Source organism: Pseudomonas sp. PA-5-4B (genome assembly GCF_021606215.1).
GTDB lineage: Bacteria > Pseudomonadota > Gammaproteobacteria > Pseudomonadales > Pseudomonadaceae > Aquipseudomonas > Aquipseudomonas edaphica.
The window spans coordinates 1-16,148 of the sequence record NZ_WKDB01000059.1; the positions used below are offsets into that span (position 1 = coordinate 1).

A 16,148-nucleotide genomic window follows, 5' to 3' on the forward strand; every position below is an offset into this window, starting at 1 on the left:
ATAAGGATACACCCAGATCTGAATGCCACTTTCAGCAATTTTTTTCGTGATGCTCGAGCCTTCCGGAAGATCTACAACTTTCATCAACAGGCCGCTATGCCACGGTTCCCCGGGGTTGGGATCATTACCGCCCGGTATACTCTGTTTGCAAAAAACCAAATCTTCGTCCGAACGAACTTCTTGCCCCGAACCCGCTCGAAAGACCTGCCCATAGAATCTATGGTTTCCGTCGGAAATCTTGTATCCATCGAAGCTAACAGAATATCGTTTTTTTATCTCCACGGTAACGGCTTCGGCCTTCATTGGATTAGGCAGACCCAACTGAACGGCACAGCGGTCAAACTGAGCCCAGTCTGTCCACGGCTCAAAAATCCAATAACAGATGGGCAGTAATTCATTACGCCCCAGGCCTATACGGGCCAGTTCCTTATACTTCGTATTGCTCAGGTTTATTCCGTCGGACGGCGGGTAGGGGCCAACATCTAGCCTATCGAAGTTATCTGGAGGGGTAGACATAACTATCACCTTGCTGGATTAAGGCCGCGCAGGAATAGCGCGACGAGCAAGGTAAATAAGGCGCTTGGAGCAATCGGCAAATCTACTGTCAGAACTGACAGTGGCGACGAGTGGCTGGCGCGTAGGTAAAATCCGACAGACCACGCGACCAGCGTAAATCTGTCTACCCCAGCCATTTTCTTACATTTTTTTCACGATTTATTCACATCCGCAGCCGTAGGGTGAAGCCTCATCCGTTACAAACGCTGCACATCAAAACCCGCCGCCCCAGCGGGTTTTTTTTTGCTTTGGATTTAGGGATTTAACGTGCGGCTTTGGTGGCGGGCGCAGCGGCTTGTTCGCGAATGGCGCGCTGGGTGTCGAGCACCTTGGCCAGTGCGGTTTCCGCTTCGGGGCTTTGCTGCGGTACGCGAATTGCGGCCGAGACCAGGGTGATCAGCTTGGCCATGACCTCGGCATCCGTGGCCGGGCGGCCCAGGCTCATGGAGTTCATCAGCAGGCGCAGTTCAGTGCCGGCCATTACCCCGGAAATCGCCTTGAGGGCAAATTGCAGGCGCACGCCCAGCTCATTGCGTGGCAGATCCGGCAGGGCCAGGGCGAAGGCTTCGAAGAAGCGCTGGAACACCGGCTGGTAATGCACCTTGAGGTATTCCTGGATAAACGGCGAGGTGTCGCTGTACACCCGGCCCAGGAAACGGATAAATGATCGCCCTTCCCCGCTGGCCGGGTCACTGCGTTCCAGGCCCATGGCCGGGGCGAACAGCACGCCGAGCAAGGTGTCGCAGTCGAGCGGGCCATCGGCCTCGGCTTCGCAGCGCGCGAGCAGTTCCAGGCGCTGCTCGTTGAGCGGCTCCAGGCGTTGCATCAGCAGGGTTTTCATCAGGGAGTCCTTGTCCCCGAAGTGGTAGTTCACGGCGGCCAGGTTCACCTGGGCGCGCTCGGTAATCTGCCGGAGCAACACGGCGTCATAGCCGTATTTGATGAAAAGAGCCTCTGTCGCATCCAGCAGTCGAGTCTTGGTAACGTTTGGAGCGCTGAGTTTCTTCGCGACCATGAAAGGTTCCACGTGGGAAATATTGTTTTAAAAAATAATTTGATTTTTTATACCGGGGCAGCCCTTCGAAAGCAAGTAGTGACACTGCGCCATGCTACGAAAGGCCTGTATAAACAGGCCTGTCGAGGGTAGCCGAAGGGATTTTCAGGCGCCGCAGCCGAACGACCGGCAAATCGTCACAAGAGGTGAAACCGCTCTACATCCATGGCTGGCGAAGCGCGTTGATCGCGGTTACTATTCAAACAATATTTTAAAAACAAGAAATAAAACCAGTCCGTGGCGCGTATCAGGCAGTTCCCGAACTTGTTACAAGGCTTTGCCGGGGGCGTGGCGATAGCGTCGAGACTGCAGGCGTAGTCATGATGACAGATACCCCCGCGCACCCAGGCTTGATCTCCCTGCAAGGCATCGGCAAGAGCTATCAGCTCGCCGGGCAACACCTGTCGATTCTCAATGACGTGTGCCTGTCCATCGCCCCCGGCGACAGCTGCGGCATTCTCGGCGCCTCAGGCTCCGGCAAAAGTACCCTGCTCAATATTCTTGGCCTGCTGGACTTGCCCGACGGCGGCCAGTACCACTTTGCCGGCCACGATATCTTCAGCGCCACGCCGGATGAGCTGGCGGCGATCCGCAACCAGCAGATCGGCTTTGTGTTCCAGAGTTTCAACCTGCTGCCCCGCCTCAGTGCCCTGGACAACGTCGCCCAGCCCCTCAGTTACCGTGGCGTGTCGCGCCATGAGTCGGTGGAACAGGCGCTGCGCATGCTCGCGCAAGTCGGCCTGGCCGAGCGCGCCCACCACCGCCCGGCCGATCTTTCCGGTGGCCAGCGCCAACGCGTAGCGATCGCCCGCGCGCTGGTCGGCAAGCCGTCGGTGATCCTCGCCGACGAACCCACCGGCAACCTCGACAGCACCACTGCCCAGGAGATCATGGACCTGCTCCTGGCCCTGAACCGCGAGCAGCAGGTGACGCTGATTATCGTCACCCACGATGCACACATCGCCGAGCGCCTGGAGCGCAAGATCCTGGTACGCAATGGCGTGGTGCATGAGGCTGGGCGCCTATGAGCCAGCGGGTCGAACAGAGCCTGAGCCAACTGCTGCATGAAGCCTTTGTGAGCCTGCGCACCCTGGGCAAACGTTCGATCCTGGCGTTGCTGGGCATCGTGATCGGCAGCTCATCGGTGGTGGCCCTGATCAATATCGGCCATAACGCGGCGGTGGACGCGGCGATGATTTTCAAGGACATGGGCACCGACACCCTGATCGCCCAGTTCCCGTCCAAAGGCAACAGCAATGCACCGATGCGCGCCAGCCTTGACCTGGACGCGGTGCGCCAGGCGGTGCCGGGCATTGCCCATATCGGCGCGCTCAGCCTGTTCAGCGGGCCGCTGGTGTTCCAAGGCCGCACGGCCAACGCCAACTTCGTCGGCAGCACCGCGGATATCAAGGACGCCATGCGCCTGGCCCTGCGCGAGGGGCGATTTCTGTCCGCCTTCGACGCCAACGAAACCTACGGCGTGATCGGCGATCAAGTCGCCCAGGCCTTGGGCACGCCGGGCAACCCGCTGAAGCTGGGCGACCGTGTGCGTATCAACGATTACCTGTTCCTGGTGGTGGGCATCCTGCACAACCAACCCCGCGCGATGCTGATGCCGGTGCAGGCCAACGAATCGCTGTTTATCCCCGCCGAAGGCATGCGGCGCATCTACCCGACGCCGCAGATCGGCAATGTGATCATCCGCGCCGCACCCGGCCAGGACATGGAGCGCATCGCCCGTGAGGCCGCAGTTGCCCTGAAAAGCCAGCTCACCGACCACGATGTCGACATTCAGGTGCCCCAGCAAATGATCGATGGCATGACCCGGCAAAGCCGCACGTTCGCCTACTTGCTGCTGGCGCTGGGCGCGATTTCCCTGGTCGGTGGCGGTGTCGGCGTGATGAACGTGATGCTGATGAATGTCTCGGAGCGCCGCCGCGAAATCGGCATCCGCATGGCCCTGGGCGCGCGCCAGCGTGACATCCGCAATCTGTTTTTGCTCGAAGCGGTCACGCTGACGGCGGTGGGTGCGCTGTGCGGTGCGGTGCTGGGCATGACCGCCGCGTGGCTCTACGCCTGGCTGTCGGGCTGGGAATTTGCCCTGGCCGCCGCCGCCCTGCCGCTGGGGGTGGGCAGCACCTTGCTGGTGGGTTTGTTCTTTGGCATCTACCCGGCGGTCTCGGCCTCGCGGCTGCAGCCGGTGGAGGCCCTGCGCGATGAATAAATGGCTGTGGTTACTCGCCCTGGCAAGCCTGCCAGCCATGGCCGCCGATGTGGTGATCAACCCATCGGCGCCGAGCACCACCCGCAGTGGCTATGACCGCAGTGTGTCGCTCAATAACCAGGTCACGACGCTGACCCTGGGTGATGCGGTGTACCTGGGCCTGCGCAAAAACCCGGCGATCCGCAGCGCGTACCTGCAACGCGTGGCGCAAAAGTTCGACCTGCGGGTGGCCGAAGACACCTTCAACCCCAAGCTCTCCCTGAACAGTTACTACCGCCAAAGTCGCGGCTCGGCCGACAACGCGCGCAATGCCAACCTGGCGCCGAGAGCGACCTTGCTCAGTGAGTACGGCACCCAGTTGAGCATGGCCTGGACCCAACAACTGAACAACGCCGACCGCGCCGGCCGCTACCGCAGCGACGGCCTCGACCTCACGCTGATCCAACCGCTGATGCGCGGCGGCGGCTGGGACGCCACCACCGCGCCGCTGCGCCTGTCGCGCCTGTCGGAGCAGGCCAACCGCCTGAACCTCAAGGCCACCGTGGCGCAGACCATCAGCCAGATCATCGCCACCTACCGCGAACTGCTGCGCGCCCAAGAGCAGTTGAGCATCGTCCAGGACGCACTCAAGCGCTCCAACACCTTGCTGGACGTGAACAAGGCGCTGATCAGCGCGGGGCGCATGGCTGAGTTCGAAATCGTGCAGACCGAAGCCGATATCGCCACCCAGCAATTGGGCGTGGAAGAGGCCCAGAACCAACTCGACACCAGCCGCCTGGCCTTGCTGCGCCTGCTGGCGCTGGACCTGTCGACGCCGATCCGCGCCAGCGAAGCCCTGGAAGCCAAGCCGATGACCATCGACAAACGCCAGGCCTTCAGCCTGGCGCAGACCCAGCAGCCGGAGTACCTCGCCGCCCTGCTCGGCAGCCAACAGGCCGACCTCAACCTGGTGATCGCCAAAGACTCCGGGCGCTGGCAGGTGGACCTGGTGGCAGGCGCCAACCAGCTGCGCGATGCCTACAGCAACAATGACAGCGGCAACAACAATAACCGCACCTGGAACAGCTACGCCGGGGTGCAGGTGCAGATTCCCATCGGCGACATCAGCACCCGCCAGGCCGAGGTGCGCGCGCGGGTCAATGTGGAAGACCAGGAGATCCGTATCACCGATGCGCGCCAGGAACTGGAACGCAGTGTCAACGACGTGGTGCGCGACCTGGGCACGCGTTGGCGCCAATATGAAATTTCCCAGCGCGCCGTCGAGCTGTCGCGGCGCAAGATCGAAATCGAGCGGGAAAAACTCAGTGCCGGGCGCTCCACCAACTTCCAGGTGTTGAGTTACGAAACTGACCTGCGCAACGCCGAAAACGCGCGGCTCAATGCACTGATCGCTTATCTGAACGCCCAGACCCAGCTCGATTCGACCCTGGGCATGACGCTGGAAAGTTGGGAAATCGCCCTCAATGACTACTAATAAAAAATACCTGCTGGGTGCCGTGATCGTCGTGCTGTTGGCGGGCGCAGGCATTGCCCTGCGCAGCCCGGCTACCGATCAGCCGGCCGCAACCGAGCAATGGCTGGCAGTCAAGCCCGACCCGTTGGTGCACCAGATAGGCCTGGTGGGCAAGATCGAACCCGACACCACCATCACCCTCACCGCGCCGTTCGACGGCAATGTGCTGGTCAACCTGGTTGAACAAGGCCAACGCGTCGAGGCCGGCCAGGTACTGTTGCGCATGGACCCCTCCACCCTCGAAGTGCAACTGCGCGACGCGCTTTCCGCCCAGCTCAAGGCCCGACGCACCGTGCAAGAGATGCAAGACTGGGACAGCAGCCCCGCCGTCAGCCGCGCACGCCGCAGCCTGCGCACCGCAGAAATGACCGCCGGCAACACCCAGCGCAAACTCACCGAGAGTGAAAACCTGTTCAAGCGCGGCATCATCCCGCGCAACGAGCTGGACGATCTCAAGCAGCAGACCCAACAGCAACAACTGGACCTGGCCTCGGCCCGCAGCGAGCTGCAGCAGGCGCAAGATCAGGGCAAAGGCGAATACCGACAAATCGCCGAGATGGAGCTGACCAACGCCACGGTGAAATACGACGCCCTGCACAAGCTGCTCGACGGCCAAGAGGTCAAGGCGCCCTTCTCCGGCATCGTCGTGCCGGCGCCGGGCAGCAATAACTCCTCGCCAGGGGGAGCCAATAACAACGCACCGGTGCAGGCCGGCAGCAAGGTCAGCCAGGGGCAGGTGCTGTTCGGGCTGGCCAATATCGAACGGCTGAAAATTGTCGCCAAGGTGTCGGAACTGGACATCAACCAGTTGCATCAGGGCCAGGCCGTGGAAGTGATGGGTGATGGCTTTGACGGCGAGCGCCTGACCGGCTCCGTCAGCGTGGTCAGCGGCCTGGCGATTGCCAGCGATAGCCAGGGCAGCGCGCAGTTTCCGGTCACCTTGTCGATCCCCACGCTCACTGCGCAGCAATTGCAGCGGGTGCGGCTGGGGATGAGTGCGCGGTTGACCATCGTCACCTACAACAATGCGCAGGCGATTGTGGTGCCGAGCCAGGCGATCCAGCCGGACATGAGCGTGGAATATCGGGCCGCGATGGATAAGCCGGTTGAGCGGGTGAAAGTCACCACAGGACAGTCAACCGCCGAAGGTGTCGAGGTGTTTGGGCTCAAGCCGGGGTTTGTAAAAACATCAAAATAGCTGGAGATCCAAAGGTGGGAGCTGGCTTGCCTGCGATGGCGGACTGTCAGTTAGAACAGCTGTGCCTGACCCACCGCTATCGCAGGCAAGCCAGCTCCCACATTCATGCTGAGGTGAGTTTGGCGGCCAGGGCCTTGGCTTGAATCGCCACGTCGGTGACTGCCGTGCTCTCCCACCACATCCCCCGCAAGGGCGGGCCCATGGCAAACAGGCGTTGGCTGACCTGGCCTTGAGCATCCAGCACTGCACCTGATGTATCCGCCGCAATTCCCAACGCCAACGGCCCAGGCTTGATCAACCCACGTTTGAGCAACTGCTGCGGCAGCGGTTTGGCCACTCGCCGCCAGTCGTACTCAATACCGCTGGAGTTAATCAACGCAGCACCCGACACCTGGGTGACAGCTTGTTCGCCGCGCCGTCGCAGCTTGATCGTCACCCCGTTGTCCGACGCCACCAGCCCCTTGAACGACGCCGCCTGAATCCGCAGCCGTCCTTCTGCATGCAACCGCGCCACCAACTGCGCGCTCAATGGCGGCGAGCGATGGTGATGGCTCTCCCACCACGGCCTTACATGGCGCACGAACTGGCGTTTCTCGCGCTCACTGGCCTGGCTCCACAAGCGGCCGATATGCGCTCGCACCGTGTCCAGCGGCGCTTGCCAATCAATGCCCTGTTCCACCGCCAGTTGGCATTGGCGCCGCACCTCGCGCAGCAACTGTCGAGGGTTGCGCAGGTTGTGGTCGTCGGCCAGGAAGTCCACCCAGCTCGGCGGTTGCCGGCGTACGTGGGGCAGCAGGCCGTGGCGCGAAAATATCTCGATTGGCCCACGATGGCCGGCCTGTTCCAGGGACACCACGGCATCCACCATGGTCAACCCGGAACCGATGATCAGCACGGTTGACTGCGGCTCGATCTGGCGCATGGCCTTGACGTCCCACGGGTCCACTGCCGCTGCATTCAAGCCGCTGGATTCGGTCTGCGGCGTGCGTGCCGCCGGGAACATGCCAGTGGACAATACGGCCTGGACACCGCGCAATTGTTGGCCGTTATCCAGCGTCAGCCGAGTTGAGTCGGCATCCACTTGCAAGTCGACCACCTCGGCACGAATATGCTCGACCGTGGAAGCCGAGAGCGCCTTGGCCTCAGCCAGACGCTGTTGCGCATACACGCCAAAAATCCCGCGTGGCGGGAACAACTCACTGATGGGTACAGGCTGCTGATTCGACTCCGGCCAGCCACCGGCGCCGATGTAGTCGGTGAGCCATTGGGTCAAGTCATCGGGGTTGTCCGGGTCGACACTCATGCGCGCCGCATTGCCGTTCAGGGTGTGCCCCAGTTCGACGGCACTGTAGGCCTCGCCACGGCCAAGTTCCTTGCGTGGTTCAATCACCAGGATCTGCCGCTTGCCAGGCTGGCGCAGCAGTTGCACCGCCAGCATGGTGCCGCTCAAGCCGCCGCCGATGATCAGCACATCAGCGTTGCGGATGGATTCAGTCATGCACATTCGCCCTTACTGTTTGCCCAGATAAATATCATGCAAATCACCCCGCGCCAGCAGTTCAGCCGCACTGCCGCTCAAAACCACGCGCCCAGTATCCAGCACATAGCCGTGGGAGGCATAGTTGAGCGCGACATTGATGTTCTGCTCGGCGATCAGGAAGCTCACCTGTTGCTCGCGGTTAAGCTGGGCGATGATTGCGAAAATCTCCTGCACGATCATCGGCGCCAAGCCCATGGAAGGCTCGTCGAGCAAGACTAAAGTCGGCCGAGTCATCAACGCGCGGCCAATGGCGACCATTTGCTGCTCGCCGCCGGAGGTCAGCCCGGCGCGGGTGTGGCGCTTGGTCTTGAGCCGTGGGAACCAGGCGTAGATACGCTCCAGGTCGTGCTCCATGTCTTGGCGGCTCAGGCGCCGCACAAAGCCGCCGCTGCGCAGGTTGTCTTCCACGCTCAGTTGGCCGAACACATGGCGGCCTTCCAATACGTGGACCATGCCCTGGCGCACCCGTTGGCTGGGGTCGATGCCGGCCAGGTCGCGGCCGGCATACTCGATCACGCCACGGCTGACCTCGGCGCGTTCGGCGCGTACCAGCCCCGAAATGGCCTTGAGCGTGGTGCTTTTGCCGGCGCCGTTGGCACCCAGCAACGCCACGATGGCGCCCTTGGGCACGTGCAGCGAGACCCCGGCCACCGCCAGTATGGCGCCGTCGTAGATCACTTCGATGTCATTGACGTTTAACAGTGACGGGCTCGCAGGTTCAGCGGCGGGCTGGCTCATGGCTTATTCATCCCCGGTGCAGGTACGCGGCGTCAGGCCTTTTTCCTTGGCGAACGCGGCGGACTTTTCATCGATCAGCGGGCGCAGCAGCGCACGGTCGGCGGCGATCCAGTCGCTGATCAGCGTCCAGTTGGCGCCGTCCCACTGTTGCACACGCGCCGAGCCGCCGCCTTCGTGGTCGCGGCACGACAGCTTGAGGTTCTGCATCAGGCCCAGATAGCCCATGTCTTTAAGGCGCGTGTCATCGATATTCAGATGCTCCAGGCCCCAACGGCCTTCTTCGCCATTGAGTGGGCGCTTGCCGAACTTGGCCTGGGCGGTACGGATCGCTTCCACCGCCACGGCGGCGTTCACCAGGCCGGAGTTGTAGTAGACGCTGCCGAAGTTTTTCAGGTCCTTGAGGTCGCTGTGGCCCTTGTCGAGGATGGACTGTTTGAGGCGTTTATGGATCTCGAAGTCAGCGCCTGCCGGGTAAGGCGTGAGCGCCAGGTAACCTTTGGCGGCGGCGCCCGCGGGCAACACGTCCTCGCTGGAACTGGCCCAGATATCGCCGATGATATGGTCAACCGGGAAGCCAAAACGTGCAGCGGTCTTCACCGCCACGGGCGTGGACACGCCCCAGGTGCGCAAAAACACCCAGTCCGGATTGGCCTGGCGCACCTGGCGCCATTGCGCCGACTGCTCGTTGCCCGGGTCGGCCACGGGAATCTGGATATTTTCAAAGCCGTATTTCTCGGCCAGTAACTTCAACGGGCCGAGGGTTTCACGGCCGTAAGCCGAATCGTGATAGACCGTGGCGATCTTCTTGCCCTTGAGTTTGTCGAAGCCGCCTTCGCGCTGGGCAATGTAATTCACCAGCGTGGACGCTTCGCTGTAGAACGTCAGCATCACCGGGAAGTTATACGGGAACACCGTGCCGTCGGTGGCTTCGGTGCGGCCATAACCGAGGGTAATCAACGGGATCTTGTCGACTTCCGCGCGCTCGCTCAGCGCATACGCCGCCGGTGCGCCGTTAGGCTGGTAGACCGCGACCGGCGCGCCATCCAGGCCATTCTTGAAGCGCTCGTAGCACTCGATGCCCTTCTCCGCCGTCCATTCGGTCTCGCATTCCTGCCACACCAGTTTGACGCCGTTGATACCGCCTTCGACCTCATTAATATAACGCAGGTAGTCGATCATCCCGGCCCACACCTGCACGCCGCTGGAGGCATAGGCGCCGACGCGGTAGGTGGCCAGCGGGATAAATTGCTGGTCGGGCGAGGCGATTGCCTGGGGCACAGCACCGGCCAAAGCTGCCAACGCAAAAGCAGCGCCGACAAGGGAACGTTTCAAGGATGTACGCATAGGAGTTCTCATCAAGGTCAGAAACGCAGCGGCCATTGCCGCAGACGGTCACGCAGGTTGTGCAAGAGGCGAATCAAGCCTTCGGGTTCCTTGATCAGGAACACGATGATCAACACGCCAAAAATGATTTTCTGCAGGTTCTGCAACTGCCCCGCATCCACCGAGCCACCGAACAGCGCCTGTCCGGCGTGGCTGAGAAAAATCGGCAGCAAACTGATAAATGCCGCACCGACAAAGTTGCCGGCAATGCTGCCCATGCCGCCGATAATGATGATGAACAGGATCTGGAACGAGCGGTTGATATCAAAACTGCTGGCGCTGGCCGTGCCCAGGTAGGCGAAGGCCCACAACGCGCCGGCAACCCCTAAGTAGAACGAACTGACCGCGAAGGCCAGGCGCTTGTAGCGCACTACCGGGATACCGACCACGGCGGCGGCGGTGTCCATGTCGCGGATTGCCATCCAGTTACGCCCTACCTGGCTGCGCACCAGGTTGATGGCAGTCCAGGTCAACAGCAGCACCGTGACCAACGTCAGCCAGTAGCGGCCCAGCGGCGTATTGAGGTCATGGCCGAACAGCGAAAGCTTCGGCGCGGAAATGGTCCCGGAGGAACCGTAGTTGTAGAACCAGGGGAATTTGACGAACAGCCACTCCAAAAAGAACTGCGCCGCCAGCGTGGTGACCATCAAGTAGAAGCCTTTGATCCGCGAGCTGGGCAAACCAAACAGCAGCCCAACCAGCGCGCTGATCACCCCACCGCCGAGCAGCGCCACCGGCAGGCCCAGCTCGGGCAGACGCAGCAGAAAACCGTAGGTGGCAAACGCGCCAACGGCCATGAAACCCGCCGCGCCCACTGAGGTTTGCCCGGTATAGCCGGTGAGCAGGTTCAGGCCCAGACCGGCCAGCGACAGCACCAGAAACGGGATCAGGATCGCGTTGAGCCAATAGTCATTGCCCCACAGCGGCACCCCGATAAAGGCCACGGCCAATAAGCCGATCAGACCCCAGGGCAAACGCCGCTGAATCAGTAATAACGGCGCGGTTTCTTGAACAACGGGTATCGACATGGTTTCAGACTCGCTCGATGGCGCGCTCGCCGAACAGGCCGGCGGGACGGATATACAGGAAGGCCAGGGCCAATACATAAGCGAACCACGGCGTGATACCGCCACCGATCAGGGGGCCGACATACACCTCGGCGAGGTTCTCCGCCGCACCGACAATCAGCCCGCCGACAATCGCCCCGCCAATCGAGGTAAAGCCCCCGATGATCAACACCGGCAAGGCCTTGAGCACCACCAGCGAAAGGGAAAACTGTACGCCCTGGCGTGCGCCCCACAGCAACCCCGCCACCAACCCGACAATGCCGGCCACGGCCCAGACGATCTGCCAGATACGGTTGAGGTTGATGCCGATGGACAGCGCCGCCGTGGTGTCATCCGCCACGGCGCGCAACGACACACCGATGCGAGTCTTGTTGAACAGCAACGCCAGCACGGTTACCAGCACCACGGCAGCCGCCGCGGCGATCAAATCAAACTGGCTGAGCATCAGCGGCCCGACAAACAGCGGCACGTCGTCGATGCCCAAGTCCAGCGCACGCACCTGCGAGCCCATCAGCCCTTGGGCCAGGCCTTCGATGATGAACGAAAGGCCCAAGGTGGCCATGAACAGGGTGATCTGCGAGCGGTTCACCAGCGGGCGCAGTACCAGCCGCTCGATGAGCAAGGCGCCGATGATCATCACGATTACCGTCAGCAGCAACGCCAGGGCAAAGGGCACGCCCTGGTCATGCAGGCTGACAAAGGTCAGCGCGGCAAACAGCAGCATCGAGCCCTGGGCGAAATTGAACACGCCGCTGGCCTTGTAGATCAGCACGAAGCCGATGGCGACCAGCGAGTACATGGTGCCGGCGAGCAGGCCGCCGAGCAGGGTTTCAAAGAAGAACGTCATCAGTGTGCAACTCCCAGGTACGCCGCGATCACCTCGGGGTCGGCCTGCACCTGCGCAGGAGTGCCGTCGCCGACTTTGCGCCCGTAGTCGAGCACCACCACATGGTCGGACAGGCCCATCACCACGCCGATGTCGTGTTCGATCAACACCACGGTGGTGCCGAGGTCGCGGTTGACGTCGGCGACAAAGCGCGCCATGTCCTGTTTTTCCTCGGCGTTCATGCCGGCCATGGGCTCGTCCAGCAGCAACAGGCTGGGGCCGGCGATCAAGGCACGGCCCAGCTCTACGCGCTTTTGCAAACCGTAAGAGAGGTTGCCCACCAGCACATCGCGGTGCGCTTGCAGTTCGAGGAACTCGAGGATGCCTTGGCCGCGCAGGCGAAAGGCTTCGGCCTCACGGCGGGCGCGGGGCAAGCCCAGGGCTTGCTCGATAAAGCTGGTGCGCATATGCCGCGACAGGCCGGTAAGGATGTTGTCGAGCACGCTCATTTTCTTGAACAGTGCGTTGTTCTGAAAAGTACGCCCGATACCTCGACGCGCCGCACCCAAAGGGTCGATGCGGTGCAAGTGTTGTTGCTCAAACACAATCTCACCGGCATCGAAGCGGTACACGCCGTTAAGCACATTGAGCAGCGAACTTTTACCGGCGCCGTTGGGGCCGATCAGCGCACAGATTTCGCCGCGCTGTACCTCAAAGGACAAGGCATTGATGGCCTTGACGCCTTTGAACGACAGCGAGATCTCGCGCACCTGGAGAATGGTCTGGCTCATGCGATGTCCCGTTTGAATTCAGCCAGCCATGCTGGATCGCGGCTGGTTTTTTGCGCGCTGGCTGGCTGCCAGATATAGGTCAACCGTTGGAAGCCCAGCAGCCTGCGTACACGATTTTTCAACAGGCGCCGCAGGCCACTTTGCGGGTGAGCGATGGCCCACTCACACACGCGTCGGCGCCAGGTGCCGTGGGGCGCCAGGCGGCTTTCGATATCGTCGGCCAGGTGCTGTAAACGCTCGGGGGACAGCAGCAGGCCGGTCGGCGCGACCTCACCGCGATCACGTCGGGCCGAGGCCGGGCTTTCCGGAAAAGCCAGGCCGTGGCCGCTGTTCAACCATTGCTCCAGGACTACCGCCAGGCCGCCTTGCCAGTGGGTGCCCTCCTCGCTCCACCACACGGTTTCACCGCTCGGTTGCCACCAGCGCTGCAGGTGTTGCGCCGGGTCTGCCGGGCCGAGCAATTGGGTGAAATCCAACAGATTGGCAGACTGCCAGTGCCGCACCTGCTGCCGCCCCTGGGTATACGAATGGCTGGGGTGAATGCGCCATAGCTGTTGGTACAGGGCTTCTGGCTCCAGGTCATCGGCCAGCGTCAGCACCTGCCCGCCGGCAGACTGCGCGGCCAGCGCCAACAGCAGCAGGTCAGGCTCGAACGTGCCGCTTAAGGCCAAGCGTGATTGCGCGCTGAAACCTTGCTGGCGCAAACCATCGGCCAGGCGCTCGACGTCGCGCAACACGTCGATCCAGCGCCAGGCATACCACTGCCCCTGGCGCTTGTGACGCAGGGCGATGTGCAGCGGGGTGAGCTGCGCCCAGTGCTGCAAATGCTCCAGGGCTTTGGGCAGGTTGTCGAGCAGTTCGGCAGGCCATTCCAGCGCCTGCGGACGTTTGAGTTCGTGCACGCTCATAGGGGTAACGCTCCTATTCAAGTAGTGTGCGTGCGGTGGTCCGCTGGCCAGGTCAGGTGGTTCAACAGCGATCAACTGTGGCAAGCCAGCTCCCACATGGACCGAGGTGCTTCAGTTAGATTGCGCTGGCTTTGAGGTCGCGGTGGTCCGCTGGCCTAGTCAGTTGGATCAACAGCAATCAACTGTGGGAGCTGGCTTGCCTGCGATGGCGGCGTGTCAGTTGGCTCATTTCTAACTGATCTACCGCTTTCGCAGGCAAGCCAGCTCCCACATGGACCGAGGTGCTTCAGTTAGATTGCAGTGGCTTTGAGGTCGCGGTAGCCCGCTGGCCTAGTCAGGTGGATCAACACCAATCAACTGTGGGAGCTGGCTTGCCTGCGATGGCGGCGTGTCAGCTGGCTCATCTCTAACTGATCTAACGCTTTCGCAGGCAAGCCAGCTCCCACATGGACCGAGGTGCTTCAGTTAGATTGCGCTGGCTTTGAGGTCGCGGTGGTCCGCTGGCCTAGTCAGTTGGATCAACACCAATCAACTGTGGGAGCTGGCTTGCCTGCGATGGCGGCGTGTCAGCTGGCTCATTTCTGGCTGACCCAGCGCTTTCGCAGGCAAGCCAGTTCCCACATTGACCGAGGTGCTTCAGTTAGATTGCAGTGGCTTTGAGGTCGCGGTAGCTTGCACCCGGATGGTTTGGGGCCAGCCGCGCACCGTCGCCGAATAACTTTTCGCGCAGGGTGCCCTGGGCGTACTCGGTCTTGTATACGCCGCGCTTTTGCAACTCTGGCACGAGCAGGTCCACGGCGTCGATGAAGGTTTCATGGGTCAGCGCGTAGGCCAGGTTAAAACCATCCACGTCGGTCTCTTCGACCCACTCCTGCAACAGGTCGGCCACGGTTTCCGGGCCGCCCACGAACAACGGGCCAAAGCCGCCGATGCCAACCCAATCGGCCAGTTCATTGGGCGTCCAGACCTTGTTCGGGTCCGCCGTGGAGAAGGCTTCTACCGCCGATTGAATCGCGTTGGTGTGTACATGCTTGAGCGGCTCATCGGGCTTGAACTGGCTGAAGTCGATGCCGGTCCAGCCGGAGATCAGCGCCATTGCGCCCTCGTAGCTGACGTAGGATTTGTATTCGTCAAACTTGGCTTTGGCCTTGGCATCGGTCTCGCCAACGATCACCGTTTGCAAGTTGAAGATCAGGATTTTCTTCGGATCTCGCCCGGCCTCAGCGGCTCGGCGGCGGATGTCGGCGACGGTTTTTTTCAGCAGCACCTTGGACGGTGCAGCCACGAACACGCACTCGGCCTGTTCGGCGGCAAACTGCTTGCCACGGCTGGAGGCACCAGCCTGGTACAACACCGGCGTGCGTTGCGGCGACGGCTCGCAGAGGTGAATGCCGGGCACCTGGAAGTGTTTGCCGACATGGCGTATCTCGTGGATTTTGCTCGGGTCGCTGAAAATGCGACGCTCGCGATCACGCAGCACGGCGCCCTCTTCCCAACTGCCTTCCCAGAGTTTGTAGCAAACCTCCAGGTATTCCTCGGCATAGTCGTAGCGCGCATCGTGTTCGGTCTGGGCTTTCTGACCGAGGTTCTTGGCGCCGCTTTCCAGGTAGGACGTGACGATGTTCCAGCCGACACGCCCTTTGGTCAGGTGGTCGAGGGTCGAGAGCCTGCGGGCGAACGGATACGGATGTTCAAATGACAAAGAAGCGGTCAGGCCAAACCCCAGGTGTTCGGTGACCAACGCCATCGGCGCAATCAGCGACAGCGGGTCGTTGACCGGCACTTGTGCGGCCTGGCGAATCGCCGCGTCGCCGTTGCCATTGTACACGTCGTAGATGCCCAGCACGTCGGCGATAAACAGGCCGTCGAACTTGCCACGCTCAAGAATTTTGGCGAGGTCCGTCCAGTACTCCAGATCCTTGTACTGCCACGAGCGGTCACGCGGGTGCGCCCACAAGCCGGGAGATTGATGGCCGACGCAGTTCATGTCGAAGGCATTCAAGCGGATTTCACGGGACATCAAAGCACTCCGTTGAGATGGTAGTTGCCGACGATCTGATATTTGCGCCGCAGTGGGTCGTCGAGGGTCGACGCCAGCGCGGTGCGTTGGCCGGTGAGTTCAAATTCGGCATTGCTGGCGGCAATCAGGGCTTCGGCGGCGGCGATTTGTGCTTCGGTCAACGCCACCGGGCTTGGGTGGGTTTCAGCGCGTTCAAACAAGGCGGCGGCTACGTCGACGCGGATCTGCAAGTCGCCAAAGCGGCTGATCACGTACGGGTCATCGCTGGCGTGTACAAACCGTCGGGTACTTTCCAGCAGTTGGCGCGCTTGATTCAGGGCGGTCATGAATA

The 16,148-nt window shown here is 61.6% G+C and carries 14 protein-coding genes and 1 pseudogene; 4 read left to right on the top strand and 11 right to left on the bottom strand.

Annotated elements, in window-relative coordinates; translation table 11 throughout:
* A pseudogene (locus GIW28_RS23545) lies at nt 1-516 on the bottom strand (hypothetical protein); the annotation flags it as partial.
* Nucleotides 517-817: 301 nt separating this feature from the next.
* On the bottom strand, nt 818-1,570 hold the full coding sequence (locus GIW28_RS23550; protein ID WP_099550527.1) for a TetR/AcrR family transcriptional regulator: 753 nt from the start codon (nt 1,568-1,570) through the stop codon (nt 818-820).
* Between the two features lie 359 nt (nt 1,571-1,929).
* Between GIW28_RS23550 and GIW28_RS23555 the strand changes: the two genes are divergently transcribed.
* Genes GIW28_RS23555 through GIW28_RS23570 form a run of 4 tightly spaced genes read left to right on the top strand, consistent with a single transcriptional unit; the run spans nt 1,930 to nt 6,544 of the window.
* Entirely contained in the window at nt 1,930-2,637 is a 708-nt protein-coding gene (locus GIW28_RS23555) for an ABC transporter ATP-binding protein (protein WP_236447417.1), read from the top strand.
* The gene (locus GIW28_RS23560; protein ID WP_017137554.1) at nt 2,634-3,833 is read left to right on the top strand and encodes an ABC transporter permease; all 1,200 of its coding nucleotides are present in this window, start codon (nt 2,634-2,636) and stop codon (nt 3,831-3,833) included. The genes GIW28_RS23555 and GIW28_RS23560 overlap by 4 nt, the downstream gene beginning before the upstream one ends.
* Entirely contained in the window at nt 3,826-5,307 is a 1,482-nt protein-coding gene (locus GIW28_RS23565) for a TolC family protein (protein WP_236447416.1), read from the top strand. Before GIW28_RS23560 ends, GIW28_RS23565 begins: the two co-directional genes overlap by 8 nt.
* A complete protein-coding gene (locus tag GIW28_RS23570; protein ID WP_099550529.1) occupies nt 5,297-6,544 on the top strand; it encodes an efflux RND transporter periplasmic adaptor subunit in 1,248 nt (415 codons plus the stop codon). The genes GIW28_RS23565 and GIW28_RS23570 overlap by 11 nt, the downstream gene beginning before the upstream one ends.
* A 103-nt stretch (nt 6,545-6,647) precedes the next feature.
* Here the strand turns inward: GIW28_RS23570 and GIW28_RS23575 are convergent, their stop codons facing one another.
* The 9 genes from GIW28_RS23575 to GIW28_RS23615 form a co-directional block, all read right to left on the bottom strand.
* Nucleotides 6,648-8,042 carry an FAD/NAD(P)-binding protein gene (locus GIW28_RS23575; RefSeq protein ID WP_236447415.1) on the bottom strand — a complete coding sequence of 465 codons (1,395 nt, stop codon included), beginning with the start codon at nt 8,040-8,042 and terminating at the stop codon, nt 6,648-6,650.
* 12 nt (nt 8,043-8,054) lie between these two features.
* Complete coding sequence (locus tag GIW28_RS23580; protein WP_017137550.1) at nt 8,055-8,822, bottom strand: ABC transporter ATP-binding protein; 768 nt, start codon at nt 8,820-8,822, stop codon at nt 8,055-8,057.
* Between the two features lie 3 nt (nt 8,823-8,825).
* On the bottom strand, nt 8,826-10,166 hold the full coding sequence (locus tag GIW28_RS23585; RefSeq protein WP_169988213.1) for an ABC transporter substrate-binding protein: 1,341 nt from the start codon (nt 10,164-10,166) through the stop codon (nt 8,826-8,828).
* Between the two features lie 17 nt (nt 10,167-10,183).
* A complete protein-coding gene (locus GIW28_RS23590) occupies nt 10,184-11,233 on the bottom strand; it encodes a branched-chain amino acid ABC transporter permease (protein WP_170040696.1) in 1,050 nt (349 codons plus the stop codon).
* A gap of 4 nt (nt 11,234-11,237) precedes the next feature.
* Complete coding sequence (locus GIW28_RS23595; RefSeq protein WP_017137547.1) at nt 11,238-12,119, bottom strand: branched-chain amino acid ABC transporter permease; 882 nt, start codon at nt 12,117-12,119, stop codon at nt 11,238-11,240.
* Nucleotides 12,119-12,889 carry an ABC transporter ATP-binding protein gene (locus GIW28_RS23600; RefSeq protein WP_236447414.1) on the bottom strand — a complete coding sequence of 257 codons (771 nt, stop codon included), beginning with the start codon at nt 12,887-12,889 and terminating at the stop codon, nt 12,119-12,121. The genes GIW28_RS23595 and GIW28_RS23600 overlap by 1 nt, the downstream gene beginning before the upstream one ends.
* Nucleotides 12,886-13,797, bottom strand: coding sequence for an AMP-binding protein (locus GIW28_RS23605; protein ID WP_236458979.1), 912 nt, complete (start codon nt 13,795-13,797; stop codon nt 12,886-12,888). Before GIW28_RS23605 ends, GIW28_RS23600 begins: the two co-directional genes overlap by 4 nt.
* Nucleotides 13,798-14,437: 640 nt before the next feature.
* Nucleotides 14,438-15,817 carry an LLM class flavin-dependent oxidoreductase gene (locus GIW28_RS23610; RefSeq protein WP_099550535.1) on the bottom strand — a complete coding sequence of 460 codons (1,380 nt, stop codon included), beginning with the start codon at nt 15,815-15,817 and terminating at the stop codon, nt 14,438-14,440.
* A complete protein-coding gene (locus tag GIW28_RS23615; protein ID WP_138453846.1) occupies nt 15,817-16,143 on the bottom strand; it encodes an acyl-CoA dehydrogenase in 327 nt (108 codons plus the stop codon). The genes GIW28_RS23610 and GIW28_RS23615 overlap by 1 nt, the downstream gene beginning before the upstream one ends.
* Nucleotides 16,144-16,148 lie beyond the last annotated feature (5 nt).